Here is a 17,532-nt window from a genome sequence, read left to right on the forward strand (position 1 = left end):
CCACTTTACAACGCGCAACACCAACAATAGCGGAGCGAATTTACTGGGTTTCTCGATCTTGCCTGAAAATATTGAAGAGGAAATCGAATGGCATAAAACTGAAAACAAACAAAATAAGTACTAGTAAAGCCACCAAGGTTAGAATGATTGATGCTTTTAATGACAATAGCGTTAGTCCTTTCTTCAATAAAATAACATTGTCACTAATCAAGTAACCACTTTCAGCAAAAATTGACAGCTTCTCTTCTCCAATTTCTGAGCCATCAAATTGACCTTCTATTGAAAAGCCAGCATTGGTAAAATAGGAATCATCTTCAAGCGAGTTTTTGGTTACTTTCACATCTTCGATCACAACATAGCATGTCATATTGGTAATCGATGGGTTGGGATTTTCTTGTATCTCTTTCTTTGAGTATACAGGATAGAAAATACTAGAGATTGTAGTGTCACCGTTTTTGTTAACACGTTGGGACAATATATAGCTATAACTTTCAATCGGAAGGGGTAATGAATTTTCTTTAGCAGTGTCAGCATCTGAAGTTTCGAGTATTTCTGAGCTATAGAGTGGCTGTGCGTTATCGAGAATGATATATCTAGGCAGGTCTTCTTTAGCGATTGTTCTGATCTCTTCAATAGTGTATCGCTTAGGATTTTTTATCTCCAAATTGAAAATGAGATCTGGTACAAAAACACTTGTGAGTAAAATGAAAGCAACGCCCATCACAATAATTCTACTTATTATCCCCGCATTTTTTAAAAAAACCACAACTTTAAAGAGTATCTTCATAAAATGTATTTTACATGACAGACACATTTTATTGTATCCATATCATAAAGATATTAATTTCTCGTATTGTCTTCGCAGGGGTGATGCCTCTTCATTATTAATTTCTAAATAATCGTATCGTCCGCTGTGCGAGACGATACTGGACGTTTAAAGCGATGCTAGAAATGGTATCGGGTCATCTTCACTTCTGGGGTTTTTAATCCTACCCAGAGGTACCCGCAGGGAACGCTGAGCTTGATATGCTCTACCTATGGTTCTCAGAGTCCTTACGCTCATCCTCTACACTTGCCAAGTGACTCTGAGAAGGGGAATAGCTGCCAACGGTTTTGCTTCCACGACATTCTGCAACAACTTCCCTTTTATTTATGCGGATAATACTTTCCTTGATAGGACTTAATCTGAATATTTAAATATTTTAATAGTACCAGAATGTCTATAATATCATTTAGACTTAAACTCGTTACATATTCAATATAGATCCAAGTATTAAGATTATCCCCGCCCTTCCTTATGTGATCGTTCTTCAATCTGATAAGGACATCTCTCATGTCACTCACTTGCATACCCTTTTCTTTGGTCGGCTCACCCATGCTCATCAATTCTTCCCTGCTTTTGCTCTTTATGTACTTCGTTAAGTCGTCAAGGGTTATTTCTTTCGTTCCTACTAGATATTCTTTTGTGTCATAGAATAGTCCGTCCTCTGAAATTACTATCAACCCATCAAGGTGATTTTTTTCTTGAAGGTGTTCATGGTTACCGTAAAAAAATATTTTATCAAAATCCGCAAGTAGGTGGTTTTCTAAATAAGACCTGTACGCCATCAGGGTTGAGTCATCAGTTACTGTAAATTCTATTTGTACACCCATGTGTTTCGTTAGTTTATGTCTTACGTAATATAAAGTGACCAGCGAAATTAATGCTGCTATGTAGTTTGAACTATTTTTTATAAATACCTCAATTTATTTTGAAAGAATCGCCCCAGTCAAAAAGTCATCTATTTACAGTGGTCTAAGTTCTCCACGTGAACTACTGACTATATACATTCCATATTTTTCTCCTATAAAAGCTGCACATATCCAGCTGTATAAGTAAATGTAATCAATATTTCGTTTTTGTAAATGAGTTTACAGACTACTGTTCCAACCTTATCCGCATAATCTTCACATCTTCCAGCACAGCTGCATTGGAAATGGTGCCCTTGTCGTAATGGTTTAAATGGCTGTTGGCGATAAAGTAAAAGTAGTCGCCCGCAATGGCACCTGTAGTGGGTATGTTAAAAGAGACGTGGTCTGCTAATAATACTTCTGCTTTGTTTATAGTGGTGTGGTCAGCATTTAAATAGTAGCGATTAATGCAAGCAGGGTAGGTTACGTTTTGTATGCCTATCAGGGTATTGTCTTTATAATACAAGCCATCGATGCCTACAACAAAGTATTTTTCAAAAGGAATTTGCGTAAGTGTTTTAGTATCTACATCCACCAGATTAAAACCATTGCCTGCACTTACTACTAATTTGTTGTTAGGCATTGTGGTGATACCATTGGCGTAATACAATTTATCAGACTGTATAAAGAGTGCTGGTTTGTCTTTAGCAGGGTCAATTGTAAATACAGCCTTAAACTCTGAGTCGGTTAAATAGACCTGACCATTGAGCAGAACAAGGTCATTGAACAAATGTATTTCGTCTTTAACCTGGTAATTATATTGTTTAATTAGTTTGCCTGTTTTTAAATTGTAGCGGTGTACTGAAGATCTTCCGCCTTTCAGCGATTCTGCTTCGTTGCTGCAAACCCAGAGTTCTTGTTTGTCAGCGTCTATGTGTAAACCCAATACTTGTCCAATACTGTCTTGATGGGAATGCACAAAATCGGTGACTTCACCTTTGGCCGTAATTTTTACAATTTTATTCTTGTGAATACTGCCTACATAAAAGCTCCCGTCTAATGGATTGTAAGCAATGCCTTCTGGTATAAAATCTTTTTCTTTAATGGTAAAGGCGAGTTCGGGGGCTTGCGCTACAGCAAACAGGGGTATGCTTAGGAGTAAAAGTATCAGTCTCATACAGGTTTATATATAAACCTGATTAACGGATTAAAGCGGTAATGGTTGGTTAAGGAATTTTCTTGTTTTACTATTTTATTGATGACTTCACCTAATGATATTTAATATGCCTTCACTTTTTTCTGAGAGAAACCAAAATTAATCCCGGCAAGGGCTATAATATTATTTACATCTGAGAAATTCTTTCCAAATGTGGCTGTCAAGAAAATATTTTCGGCAAGGTGATAGCTTCCGATAGCAGCAAGTCTGTAATCATTTAAAATGTCGGTTGTAAAATTCATACGATGCACGTATTCTAAAGAAACTGTGAATTTTGAAATATCATAATTGAGTCTGCTGCCAATATCAACTAAATCAGCTTCGATATTAGTCTCTTCATATTTTTCGCTGTTGATATAGCGACTTAGTATTGTAAAGTAAAAGTCATCACCTTTTGGGCGACAATTAAATGTCATCCAGACAGCCCAACGGTTTAGCTCAAGGTCATCGAAGGAATTTGTAGTATTACTTCCACCCATTGCAGCTGCGATATCAATAGTGAAGACTGGCTTTTCCAGTATATCAATGTATAATTTGCGAAGAGAGTCAACTCTGTCAAATTCCGAATCAGCAAGTGCATCCTCAATTTTTGTTCGGAGATTATTAAGCTCGGTAGTGTCAGATCGGTAAGATTGAAAAATTCTTGTGCGTATTCCGCCAGACAAGTAACTCAATGTGTCTGTTTTAGCGGAAGCAATAGAGATGGCAAAGTGAGAGAGTATCGGTGACTTTTTATCTGACATAGCTTTAGCCGATAAGTTGGGATGATCTACTAACCAGAATGGTGCAAACTCAAGTGCGCCACCGTTTTGTCCCAGACCTAATAAGCTGAGTCCAAGTCCTTGTGGTGTTGTTGGCTTTTCAATCGAAGAGGGGGTTTCATCAAATAGGATTAATCCTGGTGATGTAGGTGTTTCTAGTTTGGTAAAGGTTAAATCTTTAGCAGAAGTTTGGGCTTGTACTTGTTGGTTAAAAAGACAGCAGAAGAAAAGTAAGACAATGATAAAGTTCACTATATATTTTCCTTTAAAACTGGCGACTCCATTTTCAGGAGCATCTCCTTTATCTATTTTTGAGAAAAGTTCTTTATTATCCTGGTTGTAGAATGCTGTAGTAAACACGCATCGGTTAGTGAATCCATTTACATCTAACACATTCGTTTCTACTTCTATTGTTTTTTGATTCAGGCTGTTTAGGTTTCCAATATGAGTTCGTGTGGTAAGATTTCCTTTAGCCAGTAATTTCCCTTCTGCAGTTACCTTGTTTCCGCCTAATTGTCCATTACCTATTTTAATGGATAGATAGATTTCGTCATTTGGATCTGCTGCATCAACACTTCTTGGATTTGGTTCAAGATTGTAATTTTTAACTTCCATTTTAGTAAAATTTAAATTTTGCGTATTTCTTTTATGAGTTTGTCTTCTTTTACTTAAACAAACAAGACCACATATTTCTCGAATAACCTTCGTTGTAAGCGTAAATATAATTAGAGGTGACTAAAAAAAATCACGGGTTTTAACTTTGCACTTTTCTGCTCCCTACCCTCTTTGAGGTATCGACCAGTAGTAGAATTTGTTTTTTGAAAAGCCAATGCATTCTGTCTTCATTATCGAACACCTTAATTTTAAGGTATAAATATTTTATTTTTTTTCTTGCGTTCATGTACTATTTCAAACAACATAGGTATTACTACTCATTTTTTTATGCGTCAATCGTTCAGGAATTGTAAATGCAGTACGCTTTCTATACACACAAATGTAATGTCGCAAAGCAAATTGTAAAGTTTTTACAAGTAAGAGAAGGCATTATGCATTCGTGTGCAATGCAAATATTGAATTGGCAGACCAAGTGCGGATGGCACCGACTAACAATGGTTTTTTATCAATCCATTGTAACAGCAATTTAAATGTGATGCGTAAGGTTTAGTGATCAATAGAGAAAATCATATCCAATCACTTTGATAGATTTGATTAATGTCAAACTCGTTAGTCCATGAAAGATCGCTTCCCCCCAAACAGTAAAGAACCCATTGCAATTATCGGAATGTCCTGTCGTTTCCCGCAGGCGAAAGACTTAGCAGCGTTTTGGGAAATGCTTGTGCAGGGTAAAGATGCCATTACCGAAATACCACAAACACGTTGGGACATAGAAGCCTACTATGATGCAGACCTGACGGCTGCTAATAAATCAAACCAACGTCATGGTGGCTTGTTAAGTGATATACACCACTTCGATCCACTCTTCTTTAATATATCACCTGCAGAAGCCACGGAGATGAGTCCTTCGCAAAAATTAATGTTGGAACTTACCTGGGAAGCAATTGAAAACTCAGGTATGCCATTTAAGAGAGCCTTGGGTAGCAAAGCAGGTGTTTATGTCGGCAATATCTGGAACGACTTTGAGCATTACCGAAAACATAAAAACGCAGCAGTTACTTCTCACTCTGCTGTAGGGCAGTCCTCTAATATTATTGCTAACCGTGTATCTTTTAGTTTTGGTTTTAGCGGGCCGAGCCTGGTAGTAGATACGGGTTGTTCTTCATCACTTGTTGCTTTACATATTGCCTGCCAGGCGCTTTGGGATAATAGTATAGAGATGGCAGTAACAGGTGGAATCAATCACATCGTTGATCCGGATCAAAATATTCTACTTTCAAAATTTGGTGGGCTTTCGTCTAAAGGTAAATGCAGCACCTTTGATAGTGAGGCCGATGGATTTGTAAGAAGTGAAGGTGCTGGCTTAATCTTATTGAAAACATTATCAAAAGCACAGGCAGATGGCGATCACATTTATGCGCTCATACGCGGATCTGCTATGAATAATAATGGTTACAACGTAAACCTACCTGCTACCAGTGTAAATGGTCAAAAGCAAGTTTTGCACGATGCCTATCAACACAGTGGTATTAATCCAAAAGATGTACACTATGTAGAAGCCCACGGAACAGGTACAAAATTGGGTGATCCTACCGAATCAAAAGCACTAGGAGAGTTTTTTGGTGTTGAGCGTGAGAACAAACTTCACGTAGGTTCTGTAAAAACCAATGTGGGGCATTTGGAAGCAGCAGCTGGTATTGCAGGGTTACTAAAAGTAGTGTTGGCCATGAACAACAAACTGCTTCCCTCAAATTTAAATTTTAAGACTCCTAATCCTGCTATTCCTTTTGATGAGCTGAAGCTGCAGGTGCAAGCGGGCAATACAATTTGGCCAGCACAAGAAGGAGACACACTTAAAGCGGGTGTTAACTCATTTGGTTGGGGTGGCACCAATGCACACACAGTATTAGAAGAGTATCGTGAGCAGGAAAGTGAGCCGATATGGAAAAAGCATTTGCGTTATAGTCTTCCCTTATCTGCAAAATCACCAGCAGCACTTCAGGCTTACCTAAAAACATACAGCGAGTTGTTTGTAAATCTTTCGGAAGCTGAAATTGAAAAAGCTTGTGTCGCCACAGCCATCAGCAAACCTTCTTTTGATTATCGGATACTATTGTCGGCAACATCCAAAGAAGAATTATTACAGACACTTGAACAGGCAGCGGAAGATAGTTTGCAGGCTGCACCACAAAAGCTGCGCGGTGAAAAGAATAAGCTTGTTATGGTTTTTCCCGGACAAGGATCCCAGTGGTTGGGCATGGGGCAGGCGTTGCTTGTAAAGGAGCTAATATTTAAAGAGGCAATTGAAGCATGCGATAAAGCTTTTCAACCTTTTGTGGATTGGTCGCTACTCGAACAACTCAACGCTACTGGCGATGCAAGTCGCCTGAGTGAAATAAATGTTATTCAGCCTATGCTCTTCGCAATACAAGTTGCCCTTGCGCAACTTTGGATTTCATGGGGTATTCGTCCTGATGCTGTAGTTGGTCATAGCATGGGAGAAGTGGCTGCTGCACATGTAGCAGGTGCACTTTCGTTAGAAGATGCCGCTGCCATTATTTGTACACGTAGTTTACTGATGCGTACAGTAAGTGGCAAAGGTGGCGCCATGGTAGTTACTGAGTTGTCTTTAGATGATGCAAAAAAATTAGTAACACAATTCCCTAAACTTTCGATTGCGGTTAGCAATAGTCCTAAATCAACTGTGTTGGCTGGCGATCAGCAAAGCGTAACAGAAGTAATCGCGCTATTAGAAAAGCAAGAACTTTTTTGCAGACAAGTAAAAGTAGACGTGGCTTCACACAGCCAACAAATGAATCCATTGAAAGAACCGCTGCGCGAGGCTTTGCAATCGGTTAGCCCCAATACCATAACAACACCTCTCTTTTCTACAGTACGCATGAAGTTTATGGAAAGTGCGGAAATGGACAAAGATTATTGGGTAGATAATTTACGCGGTACGGTTCAGTTCTCGTATGCCATGCAGCAATTGATGGAGACTGATCATACAGTATTTATTGAGGTAAGTGCGCATCCCGTATTAACTAATGCCATTCAGGAGTGTGCACAAGGCCAAAAAACTGAGGTAGTTATTGCACCATCATTGCTACGCGATAAGCCTGAACATGCAACTTTATATAAAAACATGGCAGACTTGTTTGCAGCAGGATTTAATATTCCCTGGGAAAAATTCTACGAGACAACACGTGCGCCTTATATAAGTTTGCCAAGTTATCCTTTTCAGCGTGAGCGTTATGAAATTGAAGATCACTCAGCAGAAAATGGTCGTCAGCGTCTCAATGCAAAACATCCTTTGCTTGGAGATGCGATTACGCTGGCTGGCAATGAACACACTTCTTTCTGGGAAAGTCAAGTGAGTCTTGAACAGTTTCCATACCTGCGAGATCATCAGGTAAATGATACGGTGGTTGTGCCTGGTGTTACTTACGTTGAAATGATTTTGGAAGCTGCAACTGAACTATACAGTCACGGTGTTCCAGTAATCTCAAATCTTAAATTTTTAAAATCTATTCAACTTGACAAACAACCAGTAACCATTCAGTTGAAGGTAAACCATACAGATATTGGTCAGGATACTTTTCAGTTCTACCAAAAGTCTGTGGGGAAATCTGGTAAAATTAATTGGCTGTTGTTAGCTGAAGGTATGCTTGCCTCTAAACCAAAACATTTAGTGCAGGTAACCAAAACACCTGTAGTAACTGAGGCGCAAGAAATACTTACAGGTGTTGAGTATTATCAACAATTGCGCGCATTAGGCCTTCAGTATGGTGACTACTTTCAGGGCATTAAGCAGATACTAAAAACAAAGGAGCCGCTAAATGAAGTACATTTTATATTGGAGGCAGACGAGCGCTTAAAGAAATCTAAGGCGAAGTATAAGTTACACCCTGCTATACTCGATAGTTTAATGCAACCACTTTTTTATGATGTAATTAAGAAAATTGAGGGAGAAACAAACAGAACAACGCTGCTATCAGAAATTGAGGAAATCACTTTTACAGAGGAATGGAATTATACAGGACTGCTAAAGGGTGTAGCCATAGTTTATCCATGTAAAGAAGATTTGCAACATGGTCTGTTGCATGCTGAAGCAGACATCGCCATCTATAATGAAGATGATCAACTGGTATTGAAAATTAAATCAGCAAAAGCTAAAATTATTGACAGTAGCTTAATAGAAAAGCAACGAGATAAACTGAATAAATGGCTTTATAAAATCAACTGGATTAAAAAAGCGCATGAGCTTAGTGAAGAGACAGAGAAAATCAAACATGAGAAAAGCTGGATAGTTTTTGGTGACCCTTACGGCATCAGTGAAATACTCATTGATAAAATGTTGCAAGCAGGTATGCAAACTATTCTTGTGTCACCAGCAGAGCGTTATGACAAGGTAAATTCTCAACAATATGCGGTCAACTACGCTATGGAGAGTGATTATGAAACGTTGATGAATGATATTTACGCCACAAGGTCTGGTAAGATTGAAGGTATCATTCATGCGGCAAGTATTAGCTATAATTGGAGTGATCCCCCGTTAACAGCCGATAGCGTTGAAGCGCAGCAGGTATTCGGTAGTATTAGTTTTATGTATTTGCATCAGCGACTCAGCGCGCTAAAACTATTTGAAATACCCAGATTGGTAATCGTTACTAATGGTATACAAACTGTAGGCATAGAAAAAGATATTGCACAGCCTGTACATAGTCCTTTATGGGGTATGGCTAAAGTTATGTTCAATGAACTGACCCAATATAATTGCCGATACCTAGATCTAAGCTCAAATCCTTCGCTGGAAGAATTTGAGCAATTGATTCAACACATAAGCTATCCGTTAGAATTTGAAAATGAGATTGTACTGCGTGGTAAAGACAGTTATGTTCCCCGGTTGGCTGTGCATCATCAAGAGGAGTACGATTATTCAGAAAAGAAAAAACAATTTTCGGCTGATGGTACTTACCTGATAACTGGTTTTAAAGGATTGGGATTTCACTTTATTGAGTGGATGATCAGGCAAGGTGCTCGCCATTTTGCATTGGTAAGCCGAACAGGAGAAGCACCTGAAGATGTAATGATTAAAATTACCAAGTACACTGCTCAGGGTTGTACCTTCAATATTTTCCGTGCCGATACCGGCAACTATGATGAACTTAAAACAGTGCTCGGTCTGATTGAGAATTGTATGCCTTCCTTAAAAGGTGTGGTACACGCAGCAGGTGTAATTGAAGCAAAAACACTTACAGATCTTGATCAACAGGGATTTTTGCGAATACTAAATCCAAAAGTAAAGGGCGCGTGGAATTTACACTTGCTTACCTTAAACAAATCACTGGATTGCTTTATCATGTTTTCATCGGCTTCAACACTTATTGGTTTAAGCGGACAAGGCAGTTATGTAGCAGCCAATGCATTTTTAGATACACTAGCACAAAGTCGTAAGAGCATGGGGCTTCCCGGCATGAGTGTTAATTGGGGTGTTATTAAAGATGTAGGCATGGTATCAAACGAAGCAGATTTAGAAAAGTATGCCAGAGCGGAAGGATTTGAACCGGTAGCCATGCGTGATGCGTTGGAAGTATTTAATGCCATTTACGATAGTGAACACACACAAATTGGAATTGTAAAACTTCATGCCGAATCAATGGCAACTTACTATTCCTCTTTAGCAAAGACACAGTATTTTAAAGGATTACTCAAAGCAGAAAATAATCAAGGGGCGCAGGAGAAAAAATTCATGGCCTTGTATGACGAACTCAACTCGAATGAAGAGCGCTCCATTGCACTTGAAGAACTGGTGATGCAACATGTGGCAACTATTGTAAAAACGGCAGTTTCCAGAATTAATCCGGCAATGACATTCAAGGGTTTGGGTATTGACTCCTTAATGGCAATACAACTTAGGAATCTCCTTGAAAAGAGTTTGAATCTGAAACTATCAGTTGCCATGTTTTGGTCGCACCCCAGTATCACAGAGTATGCCGGCTATCTGCTTTCACTTTTAGAAGATAACCATACCAAGTTGATCAAAGAGCTTCCGATCAAAAAAGAAGTACAATGGTTTGTCCGAGAAGCACCAAACCAGGAGGCCGCTGCACGTTTATTCTTTTTTCATGATGCCGGTGGTGACTCATCTTTATTTGCATCACTGACAAAAGCCCTCAATAAAGTATTTGATATTGTTAGTGTAGAGCTACCCGGCCGAGGACACCGCATGCAGGAAACCATGCACACCAATGTGCACACCTTAATTGATGAACTGATTCCAGCAATGATGCCGTTACTGGATAAACCATATTTTGTTTTCGGGCACAGTATGGGTGGGCTACTTGCTTTTGAAGTAACGAAGGCACTGGAAGAGAGAAACCTAATGTTGCCGGTAAAATTATTTGTGTCCTCAACACCTGGCCTGACTACTTATAGTAAAAGGGAAGTAGACCATACTTTACCTGATCAGGATTTGTACGAAATGTTTCCTTACCTGAATCCTGTTATGCATGATGATAAAGAGTGGCATAAATTGTTGATGAAAATGTTGCGTGCCGATCTTCACTTGTTGTCAAATTATCAATACAATAAGAAGTCGCCACTGACTTTACCAATTGTAGCAATTTATGGTAATGAAGATGAACGTGTGCTTAGAGAACAAGCAGAGCGCTGGAGAGATGAGACAACACATGAGTTTAAATTGATAGAACGACCTGGTGCACACCGTTACATTGTAAATGATACTCATTTCTTAAGCATTATGCTGATTGATGAGTTTAATCTTGTAGAGGTTCCAATAAAAACAATTCATTAATGCATGACTGATTCTATTAAAGAAAGATTGATTGGCACCTGGAGACTTGTTAGTTGGAAGTATCGTGATGCAGAAGGCAATGAGGTTGACTATTTCGGTAAGAATGCCGAAGGTATTTTGATGTATGATGCCTATGGAAATATGAATGCTCAGCTTATGCGGGCTAACCGCACCGCTTTTGTTTCTAATGATATAAACGGTGGTACACCACAGGAGACAAAAGTAGCTTTCGATTCATATATCGCTTACTTCGGTAAATATGAAGAAGTACGACCAAGTGAAATAGTGCATAAAGTGCGGGGGAGTCTTTTTCCAAACTGGTTTGAGAATAATCAGCTTCGCTATGCCACACTTTCCGAAAACCAACTCATGTTAAGTACACCACCTGTACCTGTGGATGGAGTTGAGATTGTTTTTCATATTACCTGGAGGCGTGTAACAGATTAAATAGTATTTAGTTAACAGCATATGAGTAACTAGAAATTTGTTGAGACAGTCTATTTACTGAAGAAGAAGAAGAAAATGAGTCGATGTACTTTTAATAGTATTGTAAATCAAGGCATTATCAAAGTACCTTAATTTTAAGGTGTTTTTTGCTTTTATTTTTTTTGTACATAGCACCAACTGAAAACACTATACACTCGTTCACTCTAAATTTTTTAATATTATGCAATCGCTCCACAAAGCAAAAAACATCGAGATTACCTATGACGCTGTAACGAAAATTATGATCTGTAACTGGATTGGTTTTCAAAACAAAGAATCTATTGTGGCATCAGGTGCTGTAATTCTTGACTTAGTAAAAAAGAAAGGAATAACAAAAGTACTTAATGATAACACTAACGTAACCGGCCCTTGGCAGGAGGCAGCAGAATGGACTGCAAAAGAATGGTTCCCAGCTATGATTGCCGGTGGACTAAAACATTTTGCATGGATTTTCTCTTCTAACATTTTTGCAGAAATGTCAGCTAAGAAAGCGATGCCAGCTTCAGATGTTATTAAATCGTTTGGATCTTATCGTGAAGCCAGCGATTGGTTAATGAAGCAAAACTAATTTGTGATAGCTGAATAAGTCACGAATTACGAATTATCTTTTTGATTTCAGCTGAGGCGTTCAAAGGTAGTATTTTTGCTCAATACGGCTTTTGAAATGCTTTAGCTGAAATATTGCTGCTGAAGGCGTTAAGTAAAAAAATTTCTTAACGGGTTTATTTTGTTTGTATCCTTTTACATAAACCAGTACACTATGCAAGTTATTATTGCTTCACTTACAGATTTTACTGAACATTCGCTACTTAGTGTTCAGGCAAGAAGAAAAACAAAAGTGCTTACTTCAAGGCATCGGCATATCTTTTGGAAGGATAAATTAAGGACTGAAGTAGGCATTCTGCTAACCGAAATAATGTTATTGAATATGGGAATTCATGAAAATGAATTAAATACCCTAACAAGAAATACATACGGTAAACCTTTTTTGCCAGGTGCTACTATCGACTTCAATATTTCACATAGTGGAGACCTTGTTGCTGCTGTATGTTCACCCTTCAAACATGTGGGCATAGATCTTGAGCAAAACAGAACAATAGACATATCGGCCTACGAAAGTATTTTTCATCCTAATGAATGGTTCCTTCTGAATTCAACGAATTCTGAAAGAATCTTTTTTGAAATTTGGACTAAAAAAGAAAGTTTGTTGAAAGCAAAGGGTTTAGGATTCCAAACTGATCTGATGAAAATTAATGTTTTTGATGAGGCAGAAACACAATATCATTTTCATTCAATCCCTATTCCAGATTACACTTGCCACATTTGCAGTACTTTTCCGTTGCAAGAAGTTGAACTAAGTTATTTTAGTACGGAACATGAATTATTGTACGAAACGGTATAAGACTTACGTAACGGATGCCGTCACCATTACCTCAGCATAGTCTTTTTTAATCATTTGCTCTTTTGTTAACCAAAAGTGAATATTTCCATCGAAGAATACATCTTGAAAAAAGAGAACATTATCTTGTACTGGCGGTGGTCCGGTGATCCAATCCCAATCGGGAGGTGCAAAAAGCCCATCTTCATCACCTTCTCCTTGCCACAGACGCGGAAATCCATATAGTCCACAGTCTGTATTTTCAAAGTAGGAGAGACTCAATTGATTAGAGAGTAATTCGCACAATTCTAAAGGCACATCCTCTATACCAAAGGTGAAACCTGGGGTAAATTCCATTTTATCGGATGTCGACACCAGGTCTTTGTAATAGCTTGGATGTGATTTATAAAAAGCCTGTGGTGGAGGATTGCGAATTTCAAGTTTATTCATATCTCCATCAAAATATAAAAGCTTAGCTGCTGTTTTACTCACTGGCCTGAAGTCATTGTCAGCGGGATTAAAGAATAACCAGAGCATACCACTATCTGGTAGTAGTTTCAAGGCATCAATAGGTTTAATCTGAGCGCAGTTAAATTGTGCAAAAAAGTAATAATTGTCTGGCCAATTGAAATCTTTAGGTAGATGAGGACAACCCCTGAGTAACGAAGTGCCTATTGGCATTTGCTTCATGTCTTTTATTTCTTTACCCGTTGTACTAATAGCATATTTAAAATGTGAAATGTAAAGATTTTTATCTGACTTACTCAGTGACGAGGCATTAATGATACTAGCGGCTTCCTTTTTAATATCCATGAGCATAAATGTAATTCTTGGCAAAACTAAAAGAGATACTTCTTCATTTATGTGAGGTAAGGATCAAATCATTATTATTTAAGTTCAAGTTTCCTGCTTAATTTCTTTTACTAGATTAATATAATGACTTAACGTAATTCGCGATATACTTTTTGCCAATGGCACCTTTGTCTTCTAGTACTCCTCCTTTAATAAGCCAAGCCGTACTAAAGGCAAAAATCATTAAGGCTTCAAAAATGAGTGTTGAGTATAAAAACATTTAAAATATCCGTAAATAGGTGTTAGAATTAAAAACAAGAGCATTAGCTAGCCACAGAGTTTATAAATGTGGTTTTCATTCCACATGCTCATGGGAATTTCTTCATTCTTCTCATGGCTTATTGTAAAAATGTTAATAGCAATTACAAATAGCGCCAAAAAGAAAGTGGCAGTAAAACCGTAATGCAGCCCACCTAACCAATCAATACAATAAGGGAGAGCAGTGTCTGTTTTTTAATGGCATTAGTGGGCACTAAGGCAAATAAAACAGAATTTTCAATACGGAGAACTATCCTTCAGACCGGTGAATGCGGGAGTAAACGGTTGTCAGACAGATTTTAGGTAAATACATAACTAAAGTATTTCTGTTTTAATAAATTGAGGAACAGAGCCTGTTTCATGATTATATTGCCTCACCAATTATTGACTATGGCTCGTCTTGAACTTACACTTCCAAATCAATTTATTTACACAACCGAACTGATCGTACGTGTTAATGATCTTAACTACGGAGCACACGTTGGCAACGATAATATGCTTGTTTTAATGCAACAAGCCAGAATTAATTTCTATCGCGAAAATGGTTTTAAAGATGAGGTAAGTTTTGAAGGTACTGTCGGGCAGGTAATTAGTGATACTTTAGTCATTTATAAAGCAGAAGCTTTTTTAGGCGATGTATTATTAATTCATCTTGCCATTGCTGATGTAAATAAATATGGTTTTGATATGTTGTATCAGGTTATTAATAAAGTGAATGGTAAGGAAGTGGCCAGGGGAAAAACTGGTATAGTTTGTTTTGATTATAGTAAGAGAAAAGTGGCTCCAATACCAGCGCGACTTCTATCACTTATTACAGCAAAGATTGATTAAACAACGAATTGTTTATTCACTTTTTAAACTTTCAACAGGATTCACAATTGCAGCCTTTAATGACTGGTATCCTACAGTAAACAAAACAATTGCCGATATAATGCCAAGTTCAAGTGCATAAATCCATAAATCAATATCTATTCTATATGTATAGCCAGACAACCAGTTCGACATCAGTAGCCAAGTAATAGGAGCTGCAATTATAAACGCGATAAGCAAGAGATAAGAAAACTCTTTTCCAAAAATGGTCAGTATTTGAGTTACACTACTGCCTAATACCTTTCTTATACCGATCTCCTTTGTTTTCTGAACTGCTAGAAAGGACACTAAACCATATAAACCTATGCAGCCAATAAGTAATGCAATGCAGGAGAATACCTGAACCATTGTAATCATACGTTGCTCCTTCTGGTAGAAGGAGGCAATCTGATCATCCAGAAAACTGTATGAATAAATTAACTCCGGATAAGCAGCCGACCAGTTTTTTTCAAGTGCAGCCAAAGTGTTGCTAATATTATTCATTTTAATTTTAACAGCCAGGGCATTGTAATGTTCTAACGAAGTGGTAATAAACAGTGGTTGTATATCAGATTGAAAGGAACGATCGTGAAAATCTTTGATCACACCCACCACAGGACCATTCAAAGAGCCACCATTTGCCGATAGTTGCCTTCCAAGAATTTCTTCAGCAGAGGAAAGGCCGAGCTTCGTGATAGTTTTTTCATTAACAAGAAATTCGCGTGCCGTATCGGAGGCAGTGAAGTTTCTGCCGGCTACTAGCTCTAAATCAAAAGTAGAGAGGTAATTTTCATCGGCACCTTTAAAGCTTATTGAAAAAGTTTCACTTTCACTGCGATTATCAAAGAGAAGGGAAGTTGTCCACATGTCATCAGAAGCAGGGGCAGCAAAACAAAGCGAAACATTTTCAACATCAGGCAAGGCCAGAAATTGATCTTTTAGTGTTTTCAGTTTCTCATCATTCGATCCGGTAGGAATCATGACAGTTGCATCATGTGCAAACCCCATGTTGGTATTAGAGAAATATTTCATCTGTTGCATCATTATAATTAAACCAATAAGCAGGATTTGCGATATGGTAAATTGTACAATAATAAGTCCGCGCCTGATGTTAAAACTTCCACCTTGTTGCCCCTGAAGTCTGCCCTTAAGTGCAGCCACAGGTTTAAAGCGAGAAAGAATAATGCCCGGATAAGCACCTGACAATAACGTTACAAGAAGTATCAACAAAGCCAGAAATAATAGGAGCCTTGTGTTCAGAAAGAGATCGAGAGAAATTCTTGTATCGAAGAAAGTATTGAGATTGGGTAGAATAAGGTAGGCACCTGAAAAGGCAATTGCAGAAGCTAATAAAACAATAACACCTGTTTCGATTGTGAATTGCCAGAATAATTGTGCGCGTGCACTGCCCAACACCTTGCGAACACCAACTTCTTTAGCTCTGGTAATTGCTTGTGCTGTGGCCAGATTAATGAAATTGAGACAAGCTGTAAAAACCAGCAGCAAGCCAATAGCAGCCAATACCCAAAGTGTAGACTTATCCATTTTACCACCGTATCGGGCATTGAAGTGAACATCACTAATAGCTTGAAGTTTATAGTGATGAACATTCTTACTTTTTGCTCTATACTTTTTTACATAGTCTGGTAATACTTTTTCTACTTCTTGCGGATTAACACCCGGCTGAAGCCGTACAAAGGTTTGGATGCTGGATGAAATACCACCCCAGGCATCATCGGAAGCATACCACTCACTGTATTGGTTTATTGTGCTGTAGGAAAAATAAATTTCAGATCGAAAGTCTGTGTTCTCCGGTATATCTTTTAGTACACCGCTAATGGTGAAGTCGATCCGGTTTTCAAAGCGAAAAGTTTTTCCCAAAGCCGGCTCATCTCCAAAATATTTTTTAGCAATACGCTCCGTTATAATGGCGGTATTGGCTCCACTCAAGACCTTATCAGCATTACCAGATGCCAGTGGAAAGTTGAAAATGCTGAAAAACTCGGGCTCAGCAAAAGCTATTTCCTCACTGAATTTACGGATGTCGGAGCCTTCACCCACAGCAATAAGCTGCTCATCAATGGTGCAAAGGCGTGCTACTTTTTCTCCAAAGGTATAATCTTCACGAAAAGCCTTTCCGAATACCGGTGGTACACTTCCGTCATAGTCGATCTGATCGCGGTGCTCCTCTGTAACAAAACGATAAATGCGATCAGAGTCGGCATGAAAGTTATCAAAATCGAGATGATGTGTAATAAGTGAAAAAATGAGAAGGGCGCAACCAATGCCAAGCGCGAGACCTGCTATATTGATGGAGGCGTAGACTTTTTTCTTGTTTAGATTACGCCAGGCTGTGGCGAAATAATTTTTATACATATCGGTATTTAATGAGTATTGCTGAAGTTCTATTGATTTTATTATCCCCGGACGAAAGAGTAACAATACATCTTTTACAAATTTTCTGTCAGCTTGCTTCTTTCCTTCTTCTCTTACGCGTTCATGATACAATTCAATAAGATCACCCTCAATGCTGTTGCGCAAATCAGGATTGCAATACCAGCGAAAGAATCGATGAAATGTTTTAGGAGGATCCGGTGATTTTTTCATCTTAAAAAAGTTTGACTAATCA

Annotated in this window: 11 protein-coding genes; 5 read left to right on the forward strand and 6 right to left on the reverse strand. The window is 38.3% G+C overall.

Going from position 1 to position 17,532, the window contains the following annotated elements:
• Positions 1-40: 40 nt before the first annotated feature.
• The 4 genes from SanaruYs_RS14705 to SanaruYs_RS14720 form a co-directional block, all read right to left on the reverse strand.
• On the reverse strand, positions 41-787 hold the full coding sequence (locus tag SanaruYs_RS14705) for a hypothetical protein (protein WP_127123345.1): 747 nt from the start codon (positions 785-787) through the stop codon (positions 41-43).
• Between the two features lie 359 nt (positions 788-1,146).
• Complete coding sequence (locus SanaruYs_RS14710) at positions 1,147-1,653, reverse strand: hypothetical protein (RefSeq protein WP_127123346.1); 507 nt, start codon at positions 1,651-1,653, stop codon at positions 1,147-1,149.
• Positions 1,654-1,918: 265 nt separating this feature from the next.
• Positions 1,919-2,848, reverse strand: coding sequence for an SMP-30/gluconolactonase/LRE family protein (locus SanaruYs_RS14715; RefSeq protein WP_127123347.1), 930 nt, complete (start codon positions 2,846-2,848; stop codon positions 1,919-1,921).
• Between the two features lie 101 nt (positions 2,849-2,949).
• Positions 2,950-4,263 carry a hypothetical protein gene (locus SanaruYs_RS14720; RefSeq protein WP_127123348.1) on the reverse strand — a complete coding sequence of 438 codons (1,314 nt, stop codon included), beginning with the start codon at positions 4,261-4,263 and terminating at the stop codon, positions 2,950-2,952.
• Positions 4,264-4,879: 616 nt separating this feature from the next.
• Here SanaruYs_RS14720 and SanaruYs_RS14725 point away from each other — a divergent pair.
• The 4 genes from SanaruYs_RS14725 (at position 4,880) to SanaruYs_RS14740 (ending at position 12,968) form a co-directional block, all read left to right on the forward strand.
• Positions 4,880-11,080, forward strand: coding sequence for a type I polyketide synthase (locus SanaruYs_RS14725; protein ID WP_127123349.1), 6,201 nt, complete (start codon positions 4,880-4,882; stop codon positions 11,078-11,080).
• A 3-nt stretch (positions 11,081-11,083) separates the two neighbouring features.
• The gene (locus SanaruYs_RS14730; protein ID WP_127123350.1) at positions 11,084-11,527 is read left to right on the forward strand and encodes a lipocalin-like domain-containing protein; all 444 of its coding nucleotides are present in this window, start codon (positions 11,084-11,086) and stop codon (positions 11,525-11,527) included.
• A 220-nt stretch (positions 11,528-11,747) separates the two neighbouring features.
• Positions 11,748-12,134, forward strand: coding sequence for a hypothetical protein (locus SanaruYs_RS14735; RefSeq protein ID WP_127123351.1), 387 nt, complete (start codon positions 11,748-11,750; stop codon positions 12,132-12,134).
• Positions 12,135-12,326: 192 nt separating this feature from the next.
• Entirely contained in the window at positions 12,327-12,968 is a 642-nt protein-coding gene (locus SanaruYs_RS14740) for a 4'-phosphopantetheinyl transferase family protein (protein WP_127123352.1), read from the forward strand.
• Between the two features lie 3 nt (positions 12,969-12,971).
• Here SanaruYs_RS14740 and SanaruYs_RS14745 read toward each other — a convergent pair whose 3' ends face one another.
• Positions 12,972-13,757: a DUF1963 domain-containing protein gene (locus tag SanaruYs_RS14745; protein ID WP_160118675.1), complete on the reverse strand. Its 786-nt coding sequence runs from the start codon at positions 13,755-13,757 to the stop codon at positions 12,972-12,974.
• 687 nt (positions 13,758-14,444) lie between these two features.
• Between SanaruYs_RS14745 and SanaruYs_RS14750 the strand changes: the two genes are divergently transcribed.
• Positions 14,445-14,885 (forward strand): acyl-CoA thioesterase, encoded by a 441-nt coding sequence (locus SanaruYs_RS14750; RefSeq protein ID WP_127123354.1) that lies wholly within the window; start codon positions 14,445-14,447, stop codon positions 14,883-14,885.
• A gap of 12 nt (positions 14,886-14,897) precedes the next feature.
• On the opposite strand, the gene SanaruYs_RS14755 is transcribed toward SanaruYs_RS14750, so the two are convergent.
• A complete protein-coding gene (locus SanaruYs_RS14755) occupies positions 14,898-17,510 on the reverse strand; it encodes an ABC transporter permease (RefSeq protein ID WP_127123355.1) in 2,613 nt (870 codons plus the stop codon).
• Between the last annotated feature and the right edge of the window lie 22 nt (positions 17,511-17,532).

The sequence above is a fragment of the Chryseotalea sanaruensis genome, from assembly GCF_003990915.1.
Taxonomy (GTDB): Bacteria; Bacteroidota; Bacteroidia; order Cytophagales; family Cyclobacteriaceae; genus Chryseotalea; species Chryseotalea sanaruensis.

Coding starts and splice junctions, on each gene's coding strand:
- SanaruYs_RS14735 (WP_127123351.1), top strand. CDS start 11,748: ATGCAATCGCTCCACAAAGCAAAAAACATCGAGATTACCTATGACGCT.
- SanaruYs_RS14705 (WP_127123345.1), bottom strand. CDS start 787: ATGAAGATACTCTTTAAAGTTGTGGTTTTTTTAAAAAATGCGGGGATA.
- SanaruYs_RS14725 (WP_127123349.1), top strand. CDS start 4,880: ATGAAAGATCGCTTCCCCCCAAACAGTAAAGAACCCATTGCAATTATC.
- SanaruYs_RS14710 (WP_127123346.1), bottom strand. CDS start 1,653: ATGGGTGTACAAATAGAATTTACAGTAACTGATGACTCAACCCTGATG.
- SanaruYs_RS14745 (WP_160118675.1), bottom strand. CDS start 13,757: ATGGATATTAAAAAGGAAGCCGCTAGTATCATTAATGCCTCGTCACTG.
- SanaruYs_RS14755 (WP_127123355.1), bottom strand. CDS start 17,510: ATGAAAAAATCACCGGATCCTCCTAAAACATTTCATCGATTCTTTCGC.
- SanaruYs_RS14715 (WP_127123347.1), bottom strand. CDS start 2,848: ATGAGACTGATACTTTTACTCCTAAGCATACCCCTGTTTGCTGTAGCG.
- SanaruYs_RS14740 (WP_127123352.1), top strand. CDS start 12,327: ATGCAAGTTATTATTGCTTCACTTACAGATTTTACTGAACATTCGCTA.
- SanaruYs_RS14720 (WP_127123348.1), bottom strand. CDS start 4,263: ATGGAAGTTAAAAATTACAATCTTGAACCAAATCCAAGAAGTGTTGAT.
- SanaruYs_RS14730 (WP_127123350.1), top strand. CDS start 11,084: ATGACTGATTCTATTAAAGAAAGATTGATTGGCACCTGGAGACTTGTT.
- SanaruYs_RS14750 (WP_127123354.1), top strand. CDS start 14,445: ATGGCTCGTCTTGAACTTACACTTCCAAATCAATTTATTTACACAACC.